The 18375-nt window shown below is 64.0% G+C and carries 13 protein-coding genes; 8 read left to right on the top strand and 5 right to left on the bottom strand.

The window, feature by feature from the left end; genetic code table 11:
* Positions 1–74 precede the first annotated feature (74 nt).
* From A3E1_RS0105190 to A3E1_RS0105225, 8 genes are all read left to right on the top strand, one after another.
* Positions 75–1376 carry an ABC transporter substrate-binding protein gene (locus tag A3E1_RS0105190; protein WP_026208107.1) on the top strand — a complete coding sequence of 434 codons (1302 nt, stop codon included), beginning with the start codon at positions 75–77 and terminating at the stop codon, positions 1374–1376.
* A complete protein-coding gene (locus A3E1_RS39005; protein WP_020519683.1) occupies positions 1377–2264 on the top strand; it encodes a carbohydrate ABC transporter permease in 888 nt (295 codons plus the stop codon).
* Complete coding sequence (locus A3E1_RS0105200) at positions 2264–3103, top strand: carbohydrate ABC transporter permease (RefSeq protein ID WP_020519684.1); 840 nt, start codon at positions 2264–2266, stop codon at positions 3101–3103. The genes A3E1_RS39005 and A3E1_RS0105200 overlap by 1 nt, the downstream gene beginning before the upstream one ends.
* Positions 3100–5112 carry a DUF5107 domain-containing protein gene (locus A3E1_RS48290; RefSeq protein WP_020519685.1) on the top strand — a complete coding sequence of 671 codons (2013 nt, stop codon included), beginning with the start codon at positions 3100–3102 and terminating at the stop codon, positions 5110–5112. The genes A3E1_RS0105200 and A3E1_RS48290 overlap by 4 nt, the downstream gene beginning before the upstream one ends.
* Positions 5109–8933 carry an endo-alpha-N-acetylgalactosaminidase family protein gene (locus A3E1_RS0105210; protein ID WP_020519686.1) on the top strand — a complete coding sequence of 1275 codons (3825 nt, stop codon included), beginning with the start codon at positions 5109–5111 and terminating at the stop codon, positions 8931–8933. The genes A3E1_RS48290 and A3E1_RS0105210 overlap by 4 nt, the downstream gene beginning before the upstream one ends.
* A 95-nt stretch (positions 8934–9028) precedes the next feature.
* Positions 9029–9391, top strand: coding sequence for a VOC family protein (locus A3E1_RS0105215; RefSeq protein WP_020519687.1), 363 nt, complete (start codon positions 9029–9031; stop codon positions 9389–9391).
* 111 nt (positions 9392–9502) lie between these two features.
* Positions 9503–11293, top strand: a complete 1791-nt coding sequence (locus A3E1_RS0105220) for an HSP90 family protein (RefSeq protein ID WP_020519688.1) — start codon at positions 9503–9505, stop codon at positions 11291–11293.
* A 2-nt stretch (positions 11294–11295) separates the two neighbouring features.
* Positions 11296–13275 (top strand): tetratricopeptide repeat protein, encoded by a 1980-nt coding sequence (locus A3E1_RS0105225; protein WP_020519689.1) that lies wholly within the window; start codon positions 11296–11298, stop codon positions 13273–13275.
* On the opposite strand, the gene A3E1_RS0105230 is transcribed toward A3E1_RS0105225, so the two are convergent.
* Genes A3E1_RS0105230 through A3E1_RS0105250 form a run of 5 tightly spaced genes read right to left on the bottom strand, consistent with a single transcriptional unit; the run spans position 13272 to position 18339 of the window.
* Positions 13272–14126, bottom strand: coding sequence for a carbohydrate ABC transporter permease (locus tag A3E1_RS0105230; RefSeq protein WP_020519690.1), 855 nt, complete (start codon positions 14124–14126; stop codon positions 13272–13274). The genes A3E1_RS0105225 and A3E1_RS0105230 overlap by 4 nt on opposite strands.
* Entirely contained in the window at positions 14126–15028 is a 903-nt protein-coding gene (locus A3E1_RS0105235; protein WP_020519691.1) for a carbohydrate ABC transporter permease, read from the bottom strand. The genes A3E1_RS0105230 and A3E1_RS0105235 overlap by 1 nt, the downstream gene beginning before the upstream one ends.
* Positions 15025–16047: an ABC transporter ATP-binding protein gene (locus tag A3E1_RS0105240; protein WP_020519692.1), complete on the bottom strand. Its 1023-nt coding sequence runs from the start codon at positions 16045–16047 to the stop codon at positions 15025–15027. The genes A3E1_RS0105235 and A3E1_RS0105240 overlap by 4 nt, the downstream gene beginning before the upstream one ends.
* A complete protein-coding gene (locus A3E1_RS0105245; RefSeq protein WP_040390556.1) occupies positions 16047–17441 on the bottom strand; it encodes an ABC transporter substrate-binding protein in 1395 nt (464 codons plus the stop codon). The genes A3E1_RS0105240 and A3E1_RS0105245 overlap by 1 nt, the downstream gene beginning before the upstream one ends.
* A 13-nt stretch (positions 17442–17454) precedes the next feature.
* Entirely contained in the window at positions 17455–18339 is an 885-nt protein-coding gene (locus A3E1_RS0105250; RefSeq protein WP_020519694.1) for a helix-turn-helix domain-containing protein, read from the bottom strand.
* Between the last annotated feature and the right edge of the window lie 36 nt (positions 18340–18375).

The raw sequence follows: 18375 nt of genomic DNA on the forward strand, positions 1-18375 counted from the left end.
TGACTTGTGCTCAGAGCGGCCGCAATATTTGCATCTACAAAACATGAAGTTGCAAATCTTGTTAGGAGCACCCAATGAGAGTACGCAACATAGTCGCAATAGCTGCCGTCGCGGCGTTAGCCCTAAGTGGTTGCGGCTCAAGTGATTCAGGCAGCGGCGGCGACAAGGAACTGACCTACTGGTCCATGTGGAAGCCCGGCGAAGACCAGCAGAAAGTGCTGCAATCGGCGATCGAGGGCTTCGAGAAGTCCACCGGCATCAAGGTGAAAGTCCAGTGGAGCGGACGTGACGTGCTCAAGCAGGTCGCGGCCCGGCTCAACGCGGGCGACCCGCCGGACCTGACCGACCAGGACGCCGGCGCCATCTCCGGCAACCTCGGCAAGGTCGACGGCGTCACCGGACTGTCCGATGTGTACAGCATGACCATCGAGGGAGAGTCGAAGAAGGTCAGCGAGGTCATCCCGGAAGGCCTCGTCAAGGCTTACAAGACCAAGGACGGGCAGCCGTTCGTCGTGCCCTACGAGGTCATCGGCTCGACCATGTGGTTCAACGCCGCCGCCAACCCGGAGCTGGCGACGAACCCGCCCAAGACGTGGGCAGAGTTCATCACCGTGCTCGATGGGCTGAAAGCCAAGGGCCGCACGCCTATCGCGCTTGACGGCGACATCAAGTTCTACGACGCCTACTGGACGACGTGGTCCATCATCCGTCACGGTGGCATCGGCTTGTTGCCGAAGGCCGCGACCGACAAGACCGGTGCCACGTTCGACGACCCGGCGTTCCTCAAGGCCGCCAAGGATGTCGAGCAGCTGATCAAGGGCGGCTACCTGGTCAAGGACTTCAACGGCACGAAGTGGCCGGCGCAGCAGAACGCGTGGGCGGGTGGCAAGACTCCCACCGACCTGCTGCTGATGGGCACGTGGGCACCGAGCGAGACCGGCCCGCAGGCGGCTTCCGGCTTCAAGCACCGCTCTTTCCCGTTCCCGACGGTCGAGGGTGGCAAGGGCAACAAGGCCGCGGAGGCCGGGGTCATCGGGTTCGCCATTCCGAAGAAGGCGAAAAACGCCGACGCCGCGAAGAAGTTCATCGCGTACTTCCTGAACAAGGAACGGCTCGCGAAGATCGCGACCGACGCGAAGAACCTCACGCCGCGCTCTGACGTGGCCGCGCCAGCGGAGCTGGCCGACTACCAGAAGGAAGTGTCAGCCGCTGGTAGCGACCTCTTCCTGCCCTATGACGACGCTTCAGCGATCGCGCCGGAGTGGGCGACCAACGTGTGGGAGCCGGCCAACGCCGACTTCTTCAACGGCAAGCTCGACGCGGCCGGATTCGTCAAGCGCCTCAAGGACGAGACCATCAAGCTGGGGAAGCAATAAATGACCGCACTATCGAGGGCGCGGCGGCGGCTTTACTGGCCGTTCGTCGCGCCCGCGACCCTCATATATGTGGCGTTCTTCGTTGGCCCCGCCATCGCGTCCATTTGGATCAGCCTGCACAAGTGGCGGGGAGCCGGCGACGAGATGGACTTCACCGGAGCGGCGAACTACAAGCGGCTCCTGGAAGATGACGCGTTCAAAGACTCGTTCGCCAACTCACTGAAGATTCTGGTGATCTGCGGCGTGTTCATCTTCGCCCTGGCGTTCCTCATGACGATCGTGCTGCGGGAGATGAAGAGCCGCAAGACGGTCCGCGCCCTGCTGTTCTTCCCCTACATCGTGTCGCCGGTGGCCATCGGTGTCGGGTTAGGACTGCTGCTGGATCCGTCGGGTGTCGTCAACGGTGTCTTGGAACCCGTGGGGCTCAACCGTTCGTGGCTGGCCCCCGATCACATCTTCGCCACCATCCTCATCGGCATCATCTGGGTGACGACCGGGTTCTACGTCACGCTGCTGATGGCCGGGCAGGAGCGCATCCCGGCGTACTTCTACGAAGACGCCACCCTCGCCGGAGCCAACCGCTGGCGCCAGTTCTGGCACGTCACCTTGCCGATGAGCTGGGACATCGTGACCGTCGCGGCCGTGCTGTGGGTGATTAACTCCCTGAAGATCTTTGAATTCATTTACGCCTTCACTGGTACCGGAGACAGCCCGCCCAGTGAGGCTAGAACGATTCCGATCTATCAGTTCCTCATGACGACCGGCGGCCGCAACCCTGCCTACGCGCTGGGCTATGGCTGTGCCATGGGTGTCGTCATGATCGCCCTCGTGACCGTCCTCGTGGTCGGCCTGCGCCGGGTGATGCGGCGAGAGGCGGTGCATTTCTGATGCTCGCACGCCTCGCCAGAATCCCCGTGTGGGTGTGGGTCGGCTTCAACGTCGCCCTGCTCGGGTGGCTCGCCCTCACCTCCCTCAAGCCCAGTCGCGAGATCTTCGACAACCCGTTCTCGCTGCCGACCGGTGTGGAAGCCGCCAACTACGACAGCGCGTGGACCGTTTCCGAGCTGGGACAAGGTTTCATCAACTCGCTGTTCATCGTGGCGATAGCGTCGGTGGCCGTGGTGGCACTGGCCGCTCCGGCGGCTTATATGCTCACCCGCTCGACCACCTGGACGGCCAGTCCACTGACGACGTTTTTCGCCGTGGGCATGGGCATCCCGTTGCAGGCCGTCATCATTCCCATCTTCGTGATGACGACACAGATCTCGTCGTTCGCCAACGACACCTTCGGGTGGTGGGACGACCGGATCAGCCTGACCATCGTCTACATCGCGATGTCGCTGCCGTTCACGGTCTTTTTGCTCACGGGATTCTTCCGCACCCTGCCAGAAGACCTGGAGGAGGCGGCCGCGCTCGACGGGGCGACGGGACTGCGCACGTTCGTGCGCATCATGTTGCCGCTCGCCCAGCCAGGGCTGATCACGGCACTCATCCTCAACATCGTCAGCCTGTGGAACGAGACGCTCCTGGCGCTCATCCTCATCACCGACAACGAGCAATACACATTGCCCCAGGCACTTCTGGGTCTGTACCAGACGATGCAGTACACGTCGAACTGGGGCGGCTTGTTCGCCGGTGTCGTGATTGTCGTCGTCCCGATCCTGGCCATCTACCTGTGGCTCGGCCGGCGCATCATCGAGGGACTCACTGTGGGGTCGGGTAAATGAGAATTAGCATCGGCTCCTTTACCCTGCCCGCGGCCGCGCTCGGGCCGGATAACCCGTTGCCACCGCTGGGAGGGCCGTCGCTGGTGACGGTGCCGTCCGACCTGAGCGCGGCCGACCCTGTCATGGCGCGGAACTTGGCCTATGGCCGGCCGAACACGCTGCTGCCCTACACCGTCCAAGATGGATACTCCCGCAACCTCGCTGACACCGAGATCAAGACAGCGGTCGTAGAGAACGACTTGATGCGGGCGGAGTTCCTGCTCGACTACGGCGGCCGGCTCTGGTCGCTCTACGACAAGGCGCACAAACGCGAACTGCTGCACCGCAATACCGTTCTGCAACCCGGCAACCTCGCGTTACGCAACGCGTGGTTCGCCGGGGGAGTGGAGTGGAACCTTGGCACCACCGGGCACACACCTTTGACCTGTGCTCCCGTGCACGCCGCCAACGTAGGCGGAAAGTTCCTGCGCCTGTGGGAATTCGAGCGGATGCGCGAACTGGTCTATCAGCTCGACGTGTGGCTCGAAGGCGCTGTGCTGTTCGTGAACGTGACCATCACCAACGCCAACGAGCACGAAGTGCCCGTCTACTGGTGGTCCAACATCGCCGTCCCGGAACGCGACGGCACCCGGGTGCTGGCACCAGCCGAACAGGCCTGGCACCTGAATTTCGACGGCATCCTGAACAAGGTCCCCGCGCCCGACGGTTACACCGACCGTTTCGAGCACGCCGCCGATCACTTCTACGACATCCCGCCCGGCCGCCGCCCCTGGATCGCCGCCATCGACAGCGACGGCACGGGTCTGCTGCAAACCTCTACCGAAAACCTCAGAGGCCGGAAACTGTTCGTCTGGGGACGCAGCAACGGCGGGCAGAGATGGCAGGAGTGGCTGTCCCCGCCCGGCCACCCGTATCTGGAAATCCAGGCCGGTCTCGCGCGCACACAGCTTGAACACCTGCCCATGCCGGCGAAGTCGCGCTGGTCGTGGCTGGAGTCCTACAGCCGTGTCGCCGTTGACCCGGCCGCGGCTCATGGACTCCGCGGTGACGCCACCGCCGCCGTAACCGCCGTTCTGCCGCAACTGCCAGCGCTCGATCCGTCCACCGTGGACGCACGACCCACCGAAATCCTGCACACCGGCTCCGGCTGGGGCGCCCTCGAATCTCGCCTCCGCTCGCGAATCGATGCGGTCGCCACCGCAGGGTCCGCGCCGCACGCGCCTTCCGCCGCACCCGGGCCGCACGACAAGGCTGCCATGCTGGCCTGGCCCGATGGTGCCGCAGAGCCGGGACCGCGATCGCCACAGTGGGCATGGCACGGCGGGCTGGATTTGCCCGGGACGCCGTTTGGTGACGAGTCGCTCGGGCGGGATCAGGCGTCGTGGGTGACCCTGCTGGAGGCCGGCACGATGACCGCTCCGGCGCCACGGCTGTCTCCGGCGAGCTATCAGGTCAGTCCACAATGGAAGCACCTGCTCGAAAACGCGAGCCCACACAACTGGTTCACGCTGCTGCACCTGGGAGTGGCGCGCTGGCACGCCGGCGAGCGCGAGCAGGCGGTCAGCGCGTGGGAACAATCCCGTGCCGAGAGCGAGAACCCCTGGGCACTAAGGAATCTGGCGTTCGCGGCGCAGGACGCGGCAGCGGCCGTGGAGCTGCTGCGTCAAGCACATGGCATGGTTCCCGGCGTCAGGGCCATCGCCGTAGAGACGATCCAGGCGTTCCTGGAAGCCGGCAAACCAGCCGAAGCACTCACCTTCATCGACCGGCTCGTGCTTGATTTGCGCCTACACGGCCGGGTTCGGCTGCTCGAATGCCGGGCAGCCCTCGCGGCGGGCCGCCTCGACCGCGCCGCACGCATCGTCGACACCGGCATCATCGTGGATGACCTGCGCGAAGGCGAAGACGCGCTCGACGATCTGTGGTTCAGCTACCACACGCAACGGGGGACCACACCACTTCCGCAACTGCCTTGTCTGTATGACTTCAGAACGGGAGCACGAGAATGAGACGAACTCTCGTCTTGGCACTGGCCGTCGCGGCCGGTGCCGTGGCAATTCCCGCACCAGCGCTCGCCGCCCCGGTGACGATCAGCTCCGGATCACTCAGCGCCTCAGTCGATTCGGCGTTTCCCCGCGTCATCAGCTACACCCTCGGCGGCAGCACCCTGCACGGACAGGAAGACACGCTCAGCCAAGTCGTGCTTAACGGAACGGCTTATACCCCAACGATTACGAGCACGGTCAGCTCTACCAAGGTTGACTACGCGATGTCGTTTTCCACTGGTGCCACCGTCAACGCGACGATTTCCGTCAGCGGCACCGCCGTTGAATTCAAGGTCACCAGTGCTTCGTCCGGCGTGATGAGCCTGGCGATCCCGAACCACAACCTCGTGTCCGTTCGCAGCACGCAAACCGGTGCCGCTCTCGCGACGGCCAACATGCATACAGCGACCACGGGCACCGGCGACACGTTCACCTCCATCACCGGCACCACCGCGGTCAACGCCAGTCCCGTGGGCGTCATGTATGCCATCGCCAACACGGCGCAACTGGCTGCCGCGATCTCCACCAACTCGTACTATGACAGCCCCTCAGGCGGCAACGCCAACGAAAACGGCCGCATCCGCAAACAGGTCGTGGACAAGGGAACCTACCGGCGGGCCGGCCTGTGGAGTGGTGATTGGACGGTCAAGGCCAACGGCGCCACCGAGCAAGAACCGCTGCCCTTCGCTAAAATCGTCATCACCGCGGACCGCAATGCTGACAGTGCCGTTGACTGGCAAGACGGCGCCATCGCCTTCCGCGACATCATGACCAACCCGCTCGGCTGGCAGGAAACCAAAGACCGGGTCGTGCAACGGATTCCGTTCAACTTCGCGTCGCAGGCCACCCATCCGTTCCTGCGCACACTGGATGAGACCAAACGTGTCGCGCTAGCCACGGACAACCTCGGCCAGTTCGTTCTGCTCAAGGGTTACGCCTCAGAGGGTCATGACTCCGCACACCCCGACTACGGCGGCAACATGAACACCCGCGCCGGTGGTCTCACCGATCTGAATACTCTCGTGAATCAGGGCTCGGCCTACAACGCTGACTTCGGTGTGCACATGCAGGCGACAGAGGCATACCCGGTCGCGAAGACGTTCAGTGACACGCTCGTGGACGAGAGCTCAAAGGGCTGGGACTGGCTCGACCAGTCGTACTACATCGACCGCCGCTTCGACGCCAACTCAGGCAACCGGCTCAACCGCTTGCAGCAGCTCAAGAATGAGGTGCCAAACCTCGACTTCCTCTATGTGGATGTCTGGTATGGCGACGGCTGGGAGACGCGCAAGTTCGCCCGCGAAATCAACGGCCTCGGCTATCAGGTCACCACAGAGTTCCCGGACAAGTTCGAGGAGAACACGCTCTGGAACCACTGGGCCACCGACGTCAACTACGGCGGATCCGACTACAAGGGCATCAACTCCCAGATCGCGCGGTTCATTCGCAACCACCAGCGCGATGACTGGATCGCCCGCCATCCCGTGCTCGGCGGGGCCGAAATCACGGCTTACGAAGGCTGGCAGGGTAAGAAAGACTTCACGGCTTTCGTGAACACCACCTTCGGCGTCAACGTGCCGACCAAGTTCCTGCAGCACCAGACGATCAGCAGGTGGAGCGGCAACACGATCACCTTCACGGGTGGTGTCACCGCCAGCGTGAGCGGTTCCACCCGCACGATCACGCGCGACGGACGCACGGTCTTGTCGGGCAACGCTTATCTGCTGCCGTGGGACAACGACGCCAAGTTGTATCACTGGAACGATGGCGGCGGGCCGAGCACTTTCGGAGTACCCACTAGCTGGACCGCAACCACCGCGAAGCTGTATCGCCTCACGGACACCGGGCGCGTCTTCGTTTCTGATCTCAATGTCTCCGGCGGGCAGGTCACCATCAACGCCACGGCCAAGACACCATATGTCGTCTATCCCGCCACGGCACCGGCTCACTCATCCCCGAACTGGGGCGAGGGCGGTCCGGTTAAGAATCCAGGATTCTTCGGGGGTACGAATGACTGGACAGTCTCCGGGGCGGCTTCGGTAACCCGCAACGCGCTAGGGCAGTCGCAGTTGGTCATGGGTTCTGGAGCCGCCTCGGTTACCCAGACCGTGACCGGCCTGACTCCCGGCACTTATGCGGCATCCGTCTACGTGTCAACGTCTTCCGGCCGCCGCGCCACCCTGACCGCGGGTGGCCAGTCTGCCTACACCACCAACTCGCCTTACACCAACAACGTTGGCGGAGACGAAAAGAACGGTTCGTCCATGCAGCGGATGCGCGTGCTCTTCGACGTCCTGTCAGGACAGTCGGCCGCGGCGCTCTCGCTGCAAGCCGACGCTGGCACGGCGGCTGTCACGTTCGACGATGTGCGCGTCGTGAAAACGGTGCGGTCTCCGCAAGGTACCCACATGTTCTTCGAGGATTTTGAGAATGTGGACCAGGGCTGGTATCCGTTCGTGGTCGGCAACGCGGGCGGGTCAGCCACCGATCCCCGCACCCACCTCGCCCAGATCCACGCGCCATATACGCAGAAGGGCTGGAACGGCAAGCTCATCGACGACGTGATCGCCGGTCAGCAGTCCCTCAAAGCCCACGAGGAGCGGCAAGGGCTGATCTACCGGACGCTGCCGCAAACGCTGCGGTTCACACCCGGCCGGCAATACCGCGTGACGTTTAGCTATCAGCAGTCCGTCGGCGGCGATTACGGCTTTGTCCTAGGCGCTGGCGCTTCTGAAGTCTCGACGGATTCACTGGCGCAGGCCCACACCACCACAACCTTCACCAAGACGTTCACGGCCGGAACCGACGCCTGGATCGGCATGAAGAAGCTGACCCCGGAAACGTCCAATCAGGACCGTGATCTGATCATCGACAATCTGGCCGTCGACGACCTCGGTGGCGGAACGCCCGTGGGCAACCGGCTCCCGCAGTCGCAAATGTCCATCCGTGCCGTGGACAGCCAGGAAACCGTGGGCGAGAACGGTGCCGCGGCCAACGTCCTGGACGGCAACTCCGCGACGATCTGGCACACCCAGTGGTACAACTCAACCGCACCACTGCCGCACACGCTCGACCTCGATCTCGGCGGCACCTACCAGGTGACCAACCTCTACTACCTGCCCCGCCAAAACAGCGCCAACGGCCGGATCGGGCAGTACGAGGTCTACGTCTCGGCCGACGGCACGAACTGGGGCACGGCGGTGGCTTCCGGCACCTGGCCCAGCTCGACCGCTGAACAGACCGTCACGTTCGCCGCTAAGACGGGCCGTTACGTGCGCTTGAAGGCACTGTCCGAAGTGGGCGGCAACGCCTGGAGTTCGGCCGCCGAAATCAACGTTGGCGTCCAGTCACGTCTTCCCCAATCGTCCATGACCGTCACCTTCGCTTCCAGCGCCGATGACGCCAGTGGGGGACAGGCCGCCAACGTGCTCGATGGCGATCCGGCGACACTGTGGCACACCGCGTGGTCCACGGTTGACCCTGATCCGGTGCACCCGCACGAAATTCGCATCGATCTCGGCGGTACCCACGCGGTCAACTGCGTCTACGCCCTGCCCAGGCAAACCGGCACCAACGGCAGAATCGCCGGGTACGAGGTTTACGTCTCCACCGACGGAACCACTTGGGGCGCCGCCGTAGCGACCGGAACGTGGGCCAACAGCGCCACCGAACAGTCCGCTTGCTTCACCGCCAAAACCGGGCGGTACGTCAGGTTACGTGCCCTGTCCGAAGTGAACGGTGGAGCCTGGACCTCGCTCGCGGAGCTAAACGTCTCCGCGGCCTAGCCCCATCCCCCTCACGACCCCGGGCCGCCCTCAGCCGGCCCGGGGTCACCCCGTTCCACGGCGAAATCCATTGACGTCCTGGTTATGTTGGCGCTGTGCCGAAGATATCGTCCGTCGTGATTTACTGCCGTGACCCCTACGTCATGGCACCGTTTTGGTCCGCCGCGACAGGCCTGCCCCTGGTGGAGGAAGACCACGCCAAAGTCGCCACGCGAACCCTCGAGCCCTTCGAGTCCTGTCTCCTGCACGACCCGTCAGGCGATCAGGTCGACGTCTGGATCGCCGTCGCCCACGATCTGCGGCCCGTCGGCCGCATCCATCTCGACATCGTCGCCTCGCCCGAGGAACAGGACCGGCTCATCGCCCTTGGCGCGACCCTCGTGCGCGAGCAGGAGAACCTGACCGTCTTCACCGATCCCGAGGGCAACGAATTCTGCCTCATCCGCCATCGTCACTAGGCCGCCGCACCATGAAAGCGGGCAAAGTATGAGATTGCGTCGCTAGAGCGGTCAGGTGGGCGACAGCAATGGAGCAGCGGAATTCATCCGGTGCCGGTAACGTGCTTTGCCGTGTCGTTCACGTTTCAGGTTGATCTCCGTGGCATTGTCGATCTGCTCAGCCACCATCTTTACGCGAGCCCCCGGGTCTATGTCCGGGAGCTGATGCAGAACGCCGTTGACGCGATCACGGCGCTGCGCACGCACCACCCCGAACACGCTGGGGCGGTGGCGATTGAGACTCCCGCGCACACGGGCGGGCCGCTGCGGGTGACCGACAACGGGATCGGCCTGACCGAGGCACAGGTGCACGAGTTGCTCGCGACGATCGGGCGCAGCTCCAAACGCGACGATCTCGGGTTCGCCCGGCACGAGTTCCTGGGACAGTTCGGCATCGGCTTGCTGTCGTGTTTCCTTGTCGCAGACCGCATTCAGGTGCACAGCCGGTGCGGCGACGCGCCAACGGTGGAGTGGATCGGATCGTCTGACGGCAGCTATCAGGTTCGCGTGCTGCCAGAGGAAGAATGGCTGCCCACGGCCGGTACGGTGGTCACACTCGACCCGCGCCACGGCGCTCAGGAGTGGGTCGAGGCAGACACCGTCCGCGAACTAGCGGGTCTCTACGGCTCGATGCTGCCGATTCCGGTGACCGTTGACGGCGAACTGGTAACGATTGGGCTGCCGCCGTGGGAGACCGCCGAAGGCGAATCGCCGCTAGCGCGCCGGGCCCGGCTGCTGTCCTATGCCGAGGATGTCTTCGGCTTCACCCCGTTTGACGTGATTGACCTGTCGGTGGCCGAAGCTGGCTTGCGTGGGGTCGCGTTCGTGCTGCCGATGCAGTCGAGCCCGGCTTCACGTGCCGCGCATCGCGTCTATCTCAAGCAGATGCTGCTGAGCGAGGGCATCGAGGGACTGCTGCCGGAGTGGGCGTTCTTCGTGCGCTGCGTCGTCGACACGACCGAGCTGCGCCCGACGGCCAGCCGTGAAGCGCTTTATGACGATGGGCTGCTCGAACAAGTACGCGATGGACTGGGCGATCAGCTGCGCGGCTGGATCGCGCGGCTCGGAGCCATGGATGAGCGCAAGCTCTCCGCGTTCCTGCGCATCCATCACCTTGGCGTCAAAGCGCTCGCCGTGCACGACGATGACATGCTGCGCCTGGTCGAGCAGTGGTGGCCGTTCGAAACGACCGTGGGCCCGATGACGCTCGCGGAATTTCGTGCCACGCATGGTGTCATTCGCTATGCGGCGTCACTAGACGAGTTCCGCCAGATCGTCGCGGTCGCCTCGGCTCAGGGGATTCCGGTCGTCAACGCCGGATATGTCTATGACGCTGAGCTGGTCTCACGCTTGCCCGATCTGGACAAGGAAACCATCATCGAGCCGCTGGGCGCCGGTGATCTGGCGACACAGCTGGAGGAGCTGGAGCCGGCGACGGAGTTGAGCCTGCGCCCGTTCCTGTCGCTAGCGCAGCGAACGCTCGACCGCTTCGGCGTTGAGGTTCTCGTCCGGGCTTTCGACCCTTCGGGTCTGCCCGCCCTATACCTTCTCGACAGCGACACCGCCTTCCATCTGGATATGGAGCGGGGCAAGGAAAACGTCGACGACGTCTGGGCGTCCATCCTCGGCTCCTTTACCGCGGGCAAGACAGAGCGCCCACAGCTCGTGCTGAACTTCCGCAATCCACTGGTGCGCCAGGCGGCCGGCATCGCCGAGCCAGAGCTGCTAACCCTTGCGCTGGAAGGGCTTTACATTCAGGCTCTGCTGCTGGGACATCAGCCGATGCGCCCCGCGGACACGGCGGCGATGAACCAGTCGTTCCTGGGCCTGCTCGCTCGGGCGATGCGAAACGGATCGGTGTAGCCATGCATTCTGAACAGCAGCTCCGGGACATGTTCGCGCAGGCGCAAGCGATGCCGGACGGTCCGGCGAAGTTCCAGGCGCTCGATATGGCGATCCGCCATGCCGACGCGAGTGGAGATGCGAAGCTGGCGTTCGAGTTCAGGCACGAGTCCATTGAGACGTTCACGTTCGGTGGTGACGATCGCCGCGCGTTTCTGGCTTTCTCACAGAGCCTGGCCGCTTATGACCGCGATCCCACGGTCGCCGACGACTACAGCGAACACACGATCCTGTGGCAGTTCAAGTGGGTCGTCAACGCGCTGCCTGACTTCCCCGACATTCCGCTCGACCGCACCTATGCCGTGCTCGATGACATGCAGCGCCGCTATCTGCTCGGTGGGCACAGCCTGCATGCCGTGCATCAGGCACGGTGGCAGATCGCCATGCACGTCGGCGATTTCGACGCGGCCGCGCGGTCTTACCACGACATGGTGACGTCCAAGATGGACAGTCTGGCCAACTGCTCGGTGTGCGTGCCTTCTGCGCAGACGCGCTATCTCAGCGAAATCGGCAAGTTCGAAGAGGCCGTCAAGGTGGGCGGGCCGGTCAAGCGGGGCTGGTGCCGGCGGCAGCCGCGCTGGGTGCAGGCCTATCTCATGCTGCCTTACCTCAACACGGGCCAGCACGCGGAAGCCGCTGAGGCACACCGCAACTCCTATCGCCAGATGCGCACCGATCACACCGACCTCGGCGGGATCGGGTTGCACTTGACGTTCCTGGGCCGTAGTGGCAACGAGACCCGCGGTCTCGAAGTGGTCGAGAAACACTTGCCGTGGCTGGAAGTCTCACCGTCCCCAGCCGACTCACTGCAGTTCGCCGCGCCCGCGGCGCTCGTGCTCAACCGTCTGTCCGCCAACGGGTTTGGCGACACGACACTCCTGGGCCGGGCCAGCGCCACGGGCCGCCGTCAGGAAACGACGGTCGACGCGCTGCGCGGCGAGCTGGCTGCCTTCGCCCGTGACCTCGCCGCCAAGTTCGACGCCCGCAATGGCACCAGCCATCAAAGCGAACTCGCCGAACGCAGGATGACCGCCGAACCGGTGGCGGAGCACGTTTCGCTGAGCGTGATGGACTCACTTGGTACCAAGAAGAAAGCGATCGTGGCTCTTCAAGAACGCATCGCGGAGCACACTCAGGCCGGAGACGTCGAAGGCGCTGCCCGGGCACGGCTCGACGCCGCTATCGCGATGAGTAAGAAGAACCACCCAGAAGCCATCGCGGCGGCTGAAGAAGCGGCTATCGCCGTTGAGCGCGCTGGCCTGACGGGCCTGGTGCGCGAGGCGAAACTGCTCCTGTGGGACTTGTACCGGGAGGCCTACGCCTACCGCGACACGGCCAAGAGCCTGTTCGATGAGCTGCTGCCCGATGCCGAGCCACGGGAAAAGGCGCGCTTGACCGAGCAGAGCGCCAAGCTCTACTGGGGAGACGAGCGCGCGGAACGTTTCATCGCCGCGGCCGACCTCTACCGCGAGACGGGCGACCCCGACCGGGAACTGCGGGCGCTCGGTGAAGCCCTTGCGGCCAATGGTGATCTGGCTCTGCTTGAGCGGGCCGAAACCCTGCGCGAGCAAGGCAACTGGCTCAAGTTCGCGATGCGGGCCGCTGAATCCCTTGCCTACCATGACCTTCACGAGCAGGCGCTGCCGCTTGCCCTGGAGGTGGCGCAGTCCGGTGCCAAGCGGCAACCTCGCGCGGCCCATCTCGTGTGTCAGCTGCTTCTCGTCACGAACCGTCCCGCCGAAGCCGAAACCAGGGCCCGGGAATTGCTGACCGCCACCCCGGACAAGAAAAAGCGTGACGTGCACGTCCTGTTGACCCGGGCCCTGCTCGCCCAGGATCCGTCGTCAGCCGAGGCGGCCGAGCTGGTCGCCAGCAACAACATCAAGGACTGGGAACTTGCCGCACCCGACGATGAAGACGAATACGGCGAGGGCGACGACTAGCCTTTGACGGCTCCCTGAGTGAATCCGGCGATGAAGCGGTCGAGGAAGAGGTTGAAGACGAACGCGAGCGGCAGGGCCACGATGATGGTCGCCGCTTGCAATGACTGCCAGAAGAACACATCGCCGCGCACGAGTTCCGTGGGGACACCCGTCGAGAGCACCTTTTCCGACGATGGGGAGACGAAGGCGAGGGCGTAGATGAACTCGCTGGCGGTCAGGGTGAACGCGAACACGACCACCGCGACGATGCCGGGGAACGTCAACGGCACCACGGCACGCCAAAACGCGCCCAGGCGGCTGTAGCCGTCGACCATCGCCTGCTCTTCGATGTCGCGCGGCACGGCTTTGAGGAAGCCGATCAGCAGCCATATCGACACCGGGATCGTGATCGTCGGATAGATCACGACCAGCGACCACGTCGAGTCCTGAAGCCCCAGCGCCACAACGATCCGTGACAGCGACAGGAACAGCAGACTGGGCGGAACGAGATAGACGAGGAAGATGACGATGCCGAACCAGCCCGCCCACGGACGGTCGAGCCGGGCCAGCGCGTAAGCCGCCGGGAGTCCTAACACGAGGGTGATGAGCACGACGAGGACCCCGACCCACAGCGTGTTCCACAGGTACGTGCCGAAGGCCGTTTTCTCGAACAGATAGGCGATGTGATCGGGTGTCGGCGGGCGGTTGAACAGGAACGGGTTGTTGTCCGGGTTATACAGATCGCGGTTCTGCTTGAAAGCGGTGATGACGCTCCACAAAAACGGTGCGGCACTGCAGAACGCGACCGTGATGGCGGCGAGGTAAAGCGCCACACGTGGCATGACCGGGCGCGCCGATCCCTTGGCGGCCATCAGTGCACCTCCAGCTTGCGCACGGCACGCAGGATCGCGATCGCGGCAGCCATGAGTAGCGGGAACAGGAACAAGGCCACGGCCGCGCCCTGGCCGATGTCACCGCCGTCGATGCCGCGGAAGAAGGCCCAGCTCGTGAGCACCTGCGTGGCGTTGTTGGGCCCGCCGTTGGTAAGCACGTCAACGACGGCCATGTCGGTGAAGGTGAAGATGGCGCCGAACAAAGCCGCGACCGCGATCACAGGCAGTGTCATCGGGATCGTCACCTCGAACATGCGCCGCCACCAGCCAGCACCGTCAATGCGGGCAGCCTCGTCCATGTCCTTGGGGATGGCGACAAGCCCGGCCATCATGATGACGGCAGCCAGCGGTGTCAGGCGCCAAACGTGCACGGCGATAACGGAAAGCATGGCCAGACCGGGCTCGCCCAGCCAGTACATGTTCGACCCGTTGCCTTGGGGCGCAAGGAAACCCAGCTGCCGCAGCACCCAGTCGATGGGGGAGTAGATCGAGTCGAGCAGCCACAGCCACGAGATCGCGCCAAGGGTCACCGGCGTCGTCCACGGCAGCAGCACGAGGAAGCGCACGAACCACTTGCCTTTGAAGTCAGCGATCAGAATGTTGGCGACCACTTTGCCGAGAATGACGATCAGCACCATGGACACGGAAGTGAAAAGGAACGTATTGCCTAACGACCGCCAGAAGACCGGATCGCTGAAAGCCGCCTCGAAGTTCTTGCCGCCCACGAAGTTGAAGCTCGGATCACCGGCCGTCACGTCCGAGACCGCGAGCCCGACCGCCAGGATGAATGGCACGGCGACGAGAGCGAGGATATAGACAACGCTAGGCATCAGGAAGATCCAGGCCAAAGCGCCGTCACGGTCCGCGATTTTCGCTTTCATGACGTGGTACGCAATCCGCTCGCCGCGTCGAAGTAGCGCACCTTGTCGCGGTTGACGGCGAAGTCATACGTCTGCCCGGGCTCGACCGGCTCGGTCACGGTGGCGGGAAGGCGGGAGATGACACGCGTGGGTTCCCCGATGCCGGTGGCCGTGCCGTAGAGGTGGCGGTCGCCGCTGAGGTATTCCAACCGTTGCACGGCCAGCTCGATGCGCATGGCATCGCCGTTGAGGACGGTCGCGGGCAGCAGGTGCTCGGGGCGGAAGCCGACCAGCTTTTCCCCGTCGGGCACGAGATTCATCGGCGGTGAACCGATGAACGTGGCGACAAAGGTGTCCGCCGGATCGTCGTAGACCTCCGTGGGCGGGCCGATCTGGCGCACCTTGCCCTGTGAGAAAACGGCGATCCGGTCGCCGAGCCCCATCGCCTCCACCTGGTCGTGTGTGACGTAGATGGTGGTCGTGCCGACTTCTTGCTGAAAGCGCTTGAGTTCGTCACGTGCTGACGCGCGCAACTTGGCATCCAGGTTGGACAGTGGCTCATCGAGCAGGAAGACCTGAGGATCGCGAACCAGGGCACGCGCTAGCGCGACACGCTGCCGCTCCCCGCCGGAAAGCTGGCGCGGCTTGCGTGCCAGCAGGTGCTCGATGCCGAGGAGCCCGGCGGCCCACTCGGCTTTGCGTTGCCGCTCTTGCGGATTCACGCGCGCGGCCCGCAACGGAAAGACGATGTTGCCCAGCACTGTCTTATGTGGATAGAGCGCGTAGCTCTGGAACACCATGGCGATCTGCCGGGCCCGGGGCGGCAGGTGCGTCACGACGGTGTCGTTGATGAGCACCTGCCCCGAGGTCGGCTGCTCCAGCCCGGCGATCGTGCGCAGCAAGGTGGTCTTGCCACAGCCCGAGGGGCCGAGCAGCACCAGGTATTCGCCTTCTTTGGTGGCAAGGTCCACGCTGTCGATCGCGCGAACCTTGCCGGAGTCGAACTCTTTGACCAGACCGGCGACCTCGACGATCGCCATTAGCCACCCACCAGGCCCTTGGCCCGCCACTTGGCGAAGATGGGATTGATCTGGTTTTCCGCGTCGAGCACGGCTTGCCGGGCACTGACCTCACCACGGGCCGCGCGGGCGAACATGTTCGGGATGATGAAGGTGCTAAACACCTCGCCCTCGGCCGGGTTAGCCGGGCCGGGATGCCCAATGTTGGTGCTCCACTTGGTGGCATCGCCGAGCAGCTTGAGTTTGTCAGCGGGCTTGGAGCCGAAGGGATCCGTGGCCAGCCAGGTGTTGAGCTGCGGGGTCAGCTTGTCCCACGCGCAGAAGTCATAGAGCTTCGAGGCGTAGGTCGCCGCGGCGTAGTTGGCGGTGTAGTGCAGCAGGAATTCTTTTGACGCGTCAGGGTTCTTCGCGTGCTTCGGAACAATCCAGTTGTACATGACGTGCTGTGCGGCGAGCGCACCGCGCGGGCCGCTGAGCGCTGGTACGAAGTGAATGTCGTCGGCCACTTCCGGGCTTTGGGTCTGCGCGGTGCGGTAAGCCGAGATGGAGTTCACGGCATAGGACAGCTTGCCGGCGACGAGGCCCTGGTTGTTGCTCGCGGCGTTCCACGAGAAGACTTCGTTGGTCATGGTCTGCTTGAACAGTGTCGTCATATATTCAACGGCCGCAATGGTTTCCGGCGAGTTGAGGGAAACCTTTTCCGACGCGTCCTGAATGGACGCCCCGAACGACCACATCAGCGCGCGCAGCACCATGTTGGAGTCGATTTCCTGGGACATGCCTAGCCCCATTTGAATGTTCTTCGACTTCATGATCTCGGTGCCGCCCTTGAGCAGCTCTTCCCACGTGGACGGACCGTTCGGCAAGCCGGCCTGTGTCCACAGCGTCTTGCGGAAGTTGCCGGGGTCGGGCACCCACCCGGGCGAGTAGGCGTAGAACTTGCCGGTCTTCGGATTCAGGCTGGACTTGCGGCAAAGCTCCAGCTGAGTGCCCCAGCGTTTGGAAGCTTCTTCGGTGACGTCCTTGAGATCGAGGACGCCTTCCTCCAGATGCGACAGACAGGCGATGAACTGAACCAGATCGTGGCCCTGGCCTGCCGAAATCTCGGCGGCGATGCGGGTCGGGATCTGTGCCTGGTCGATGTGGTCGACCGTCACTTTGACACCGGTCTTGGCGGCCCAGTCTTGGGCGAACCGGTCGAACCAAGTGTCGTGACTGGGGACGAAATGGCTCCACAGCAGGATTTTCAGCTCGCCCGACAGCTTGCGAGTGGGCTCGGTGAAAGTCTCCTGCGGGGCACCGGTGCCGGCCGGTGTCGGGTTCAGGTCCTCATCGGACGCACAACCCGCTAGGACGGCGCCGACACCGGCGGCACCCGCACTCTGGAGCAGCATGCGCCTAGTTATTTCGGACATGCCGATCACACTACTAGTTGGACGGTGCTCCCCGTAAGGCCGCGATCATCCATTCGAACGGTGCCACCGCTGATCCAAACGGTGGACGGTTGTTAAGGATTCCGAGCAGCTGCCAATACCGCTCGACGCGCCGGTCAGTGAACGTTTCCAGCGTGTCAGCGAGCTTAAGCCGCTGCTCAGCGTCCATTGGTGGATCAAGTAGCCCTTCGAGAATCTCCTGGCCACGAGACGACTCGGGCGCGACGCCCTCCTCGAGTGCGGCTCCGGCCACCTCGCCGACGCGGGTGTGGTCATACGGCGGCAAGCCAGGGTCCGGTGCCGTGGCCATCTGGCGCACCCGCTGCCGGAAACTCTCGTCAGCCACCAGTTCGGCGAGCTCGATCCAGGCATCGATGTGTTCCGGGGCTGGATTTTCCGGCAAGCCGCGCATGGCTTGCGCGAGACCTTTGCCCATCCCATCGCTGTCGACGCCCGCGAACACCTCTTCGACGAAATCGTCCATGATCCGCTGTCGTTCCACAGCGGACAGTTTCGCTAGCTGATGCATCAGCCTCATCTCCTCGGTCGTTCCTGCACGTTGAGCGACCGCACGCAGCACGGCCCGGCGCAGGGTCAGCGCGCGGATCTCACCGTCAAGGGCACGGATGTGTGCCCGGACGACGCCCGTCACCGATTCCTGCCGGTCGAGCACCCGTTTCACGGTGACCAGGTCAAATCCAAGATCACGTAGGGTGCGCACGAGATCGACCCGTGCCACCGCCTCGGCGTCATAGAGCCGGTAACCCTTGGCTGACCGTTCCGGCTCCGGGATGACCCCGGAATCCGACCAGAAACGGATAGTCCGCACGGAAACACCCGTGCGCTGGGCGAGCTGCCCGATACTTATGCGGTCGTTCACGGGTCCTAGGGTCAACCTTCCAGCCGCTGGAGACTC

It is taken from the genome of Catelliglobosispora koreensis DSM 44566 (genome assembly GCF_000379685.1).
GTDB classification, from domain to species: Bacteria; Actinomycetota; Actinomycetes; order Mycobacteriales; family Micromonosporaceae; genus Catelliglobosispora; species Catelliglobosispora koreensis.

Excerpts from the sequence above, each read along its gene's own strand:
- A3E1_RS0105235 (WP_020519691.1), bottom strand. The coding sequence starts at position 15,028 with ATGAAAGCGAAAATCGCGGACCGTGACGGCGCTTTGGCCTGGATCTTC.
- A3E1_RS39005 (WP_020519683.1), top strand. The coding sequence starts at position 1,377 with ATGACCGCACTATCGAGGGCGCGGCGGCGGCTTTACTGGCCGTTCGTC.
- A3E1_RS48290 (WP_020519685.1), top strand. The coding sequence starts at position 3,100 with ATGAGAATTAGCATCGGCTCCTTTACCCTGCCCGCGGCCGCGCTCGGG.
- A3E1_RS0105245 (WP_040390556.1), bottom strand. The coding sequence starts at position 17,441 with ATGTCCGAAATAACTAGGCGCATGCTGCTCCAGAGTGCGGGTGCCGCC.
- A3E1_RS0105200 (WP_020519684.1), top strand. The coding sequence starts at position 2,264 with ATGCTCGCACGCCTCGCCAGAATCCCCGTGTGGGTGTGGGTCGGCTTC.
- A3E1_RS0105230 (WP_020519690.1), bottom strand. The coding sequence starts at position 14,126 with ATGGCCGCCAAGGGATCGGCGCGCCCGGTCATGCCACGTGTGGCGCTT.
- A3E1_RS0105240 (WP_020519692.1), bottom strand. The coding sequence starts at position 16,047 with ATGGCGATCGTCGAGGTCGCCGGTCTGGTCAAAGAGTTCGACTCCGGC.
- A3E1_RS0105210 (WP_020519686.1), top strand. The coding sequence starts at position 5,109 with ATGAGACGAACTCTCGTCTTGGCACTGGCCGTCGCGGCCGGTGCCGTG.
- A3E1_RS0105190 (WP_026208107.1), top strand. The coding sequence starts at position 75 with ATGAGAGTACGCAACATAGTCGCAATAGCTGCCGTCGCGGCGTTAGCC.
- A3E1_RS0105225 (WP_020519689.1), top strand. The coding sequence starts at position 11,296 with ATGCATTCTGAACAGCAGCTCCGGGACATGTTCGCGCAGGCGCAAGCG.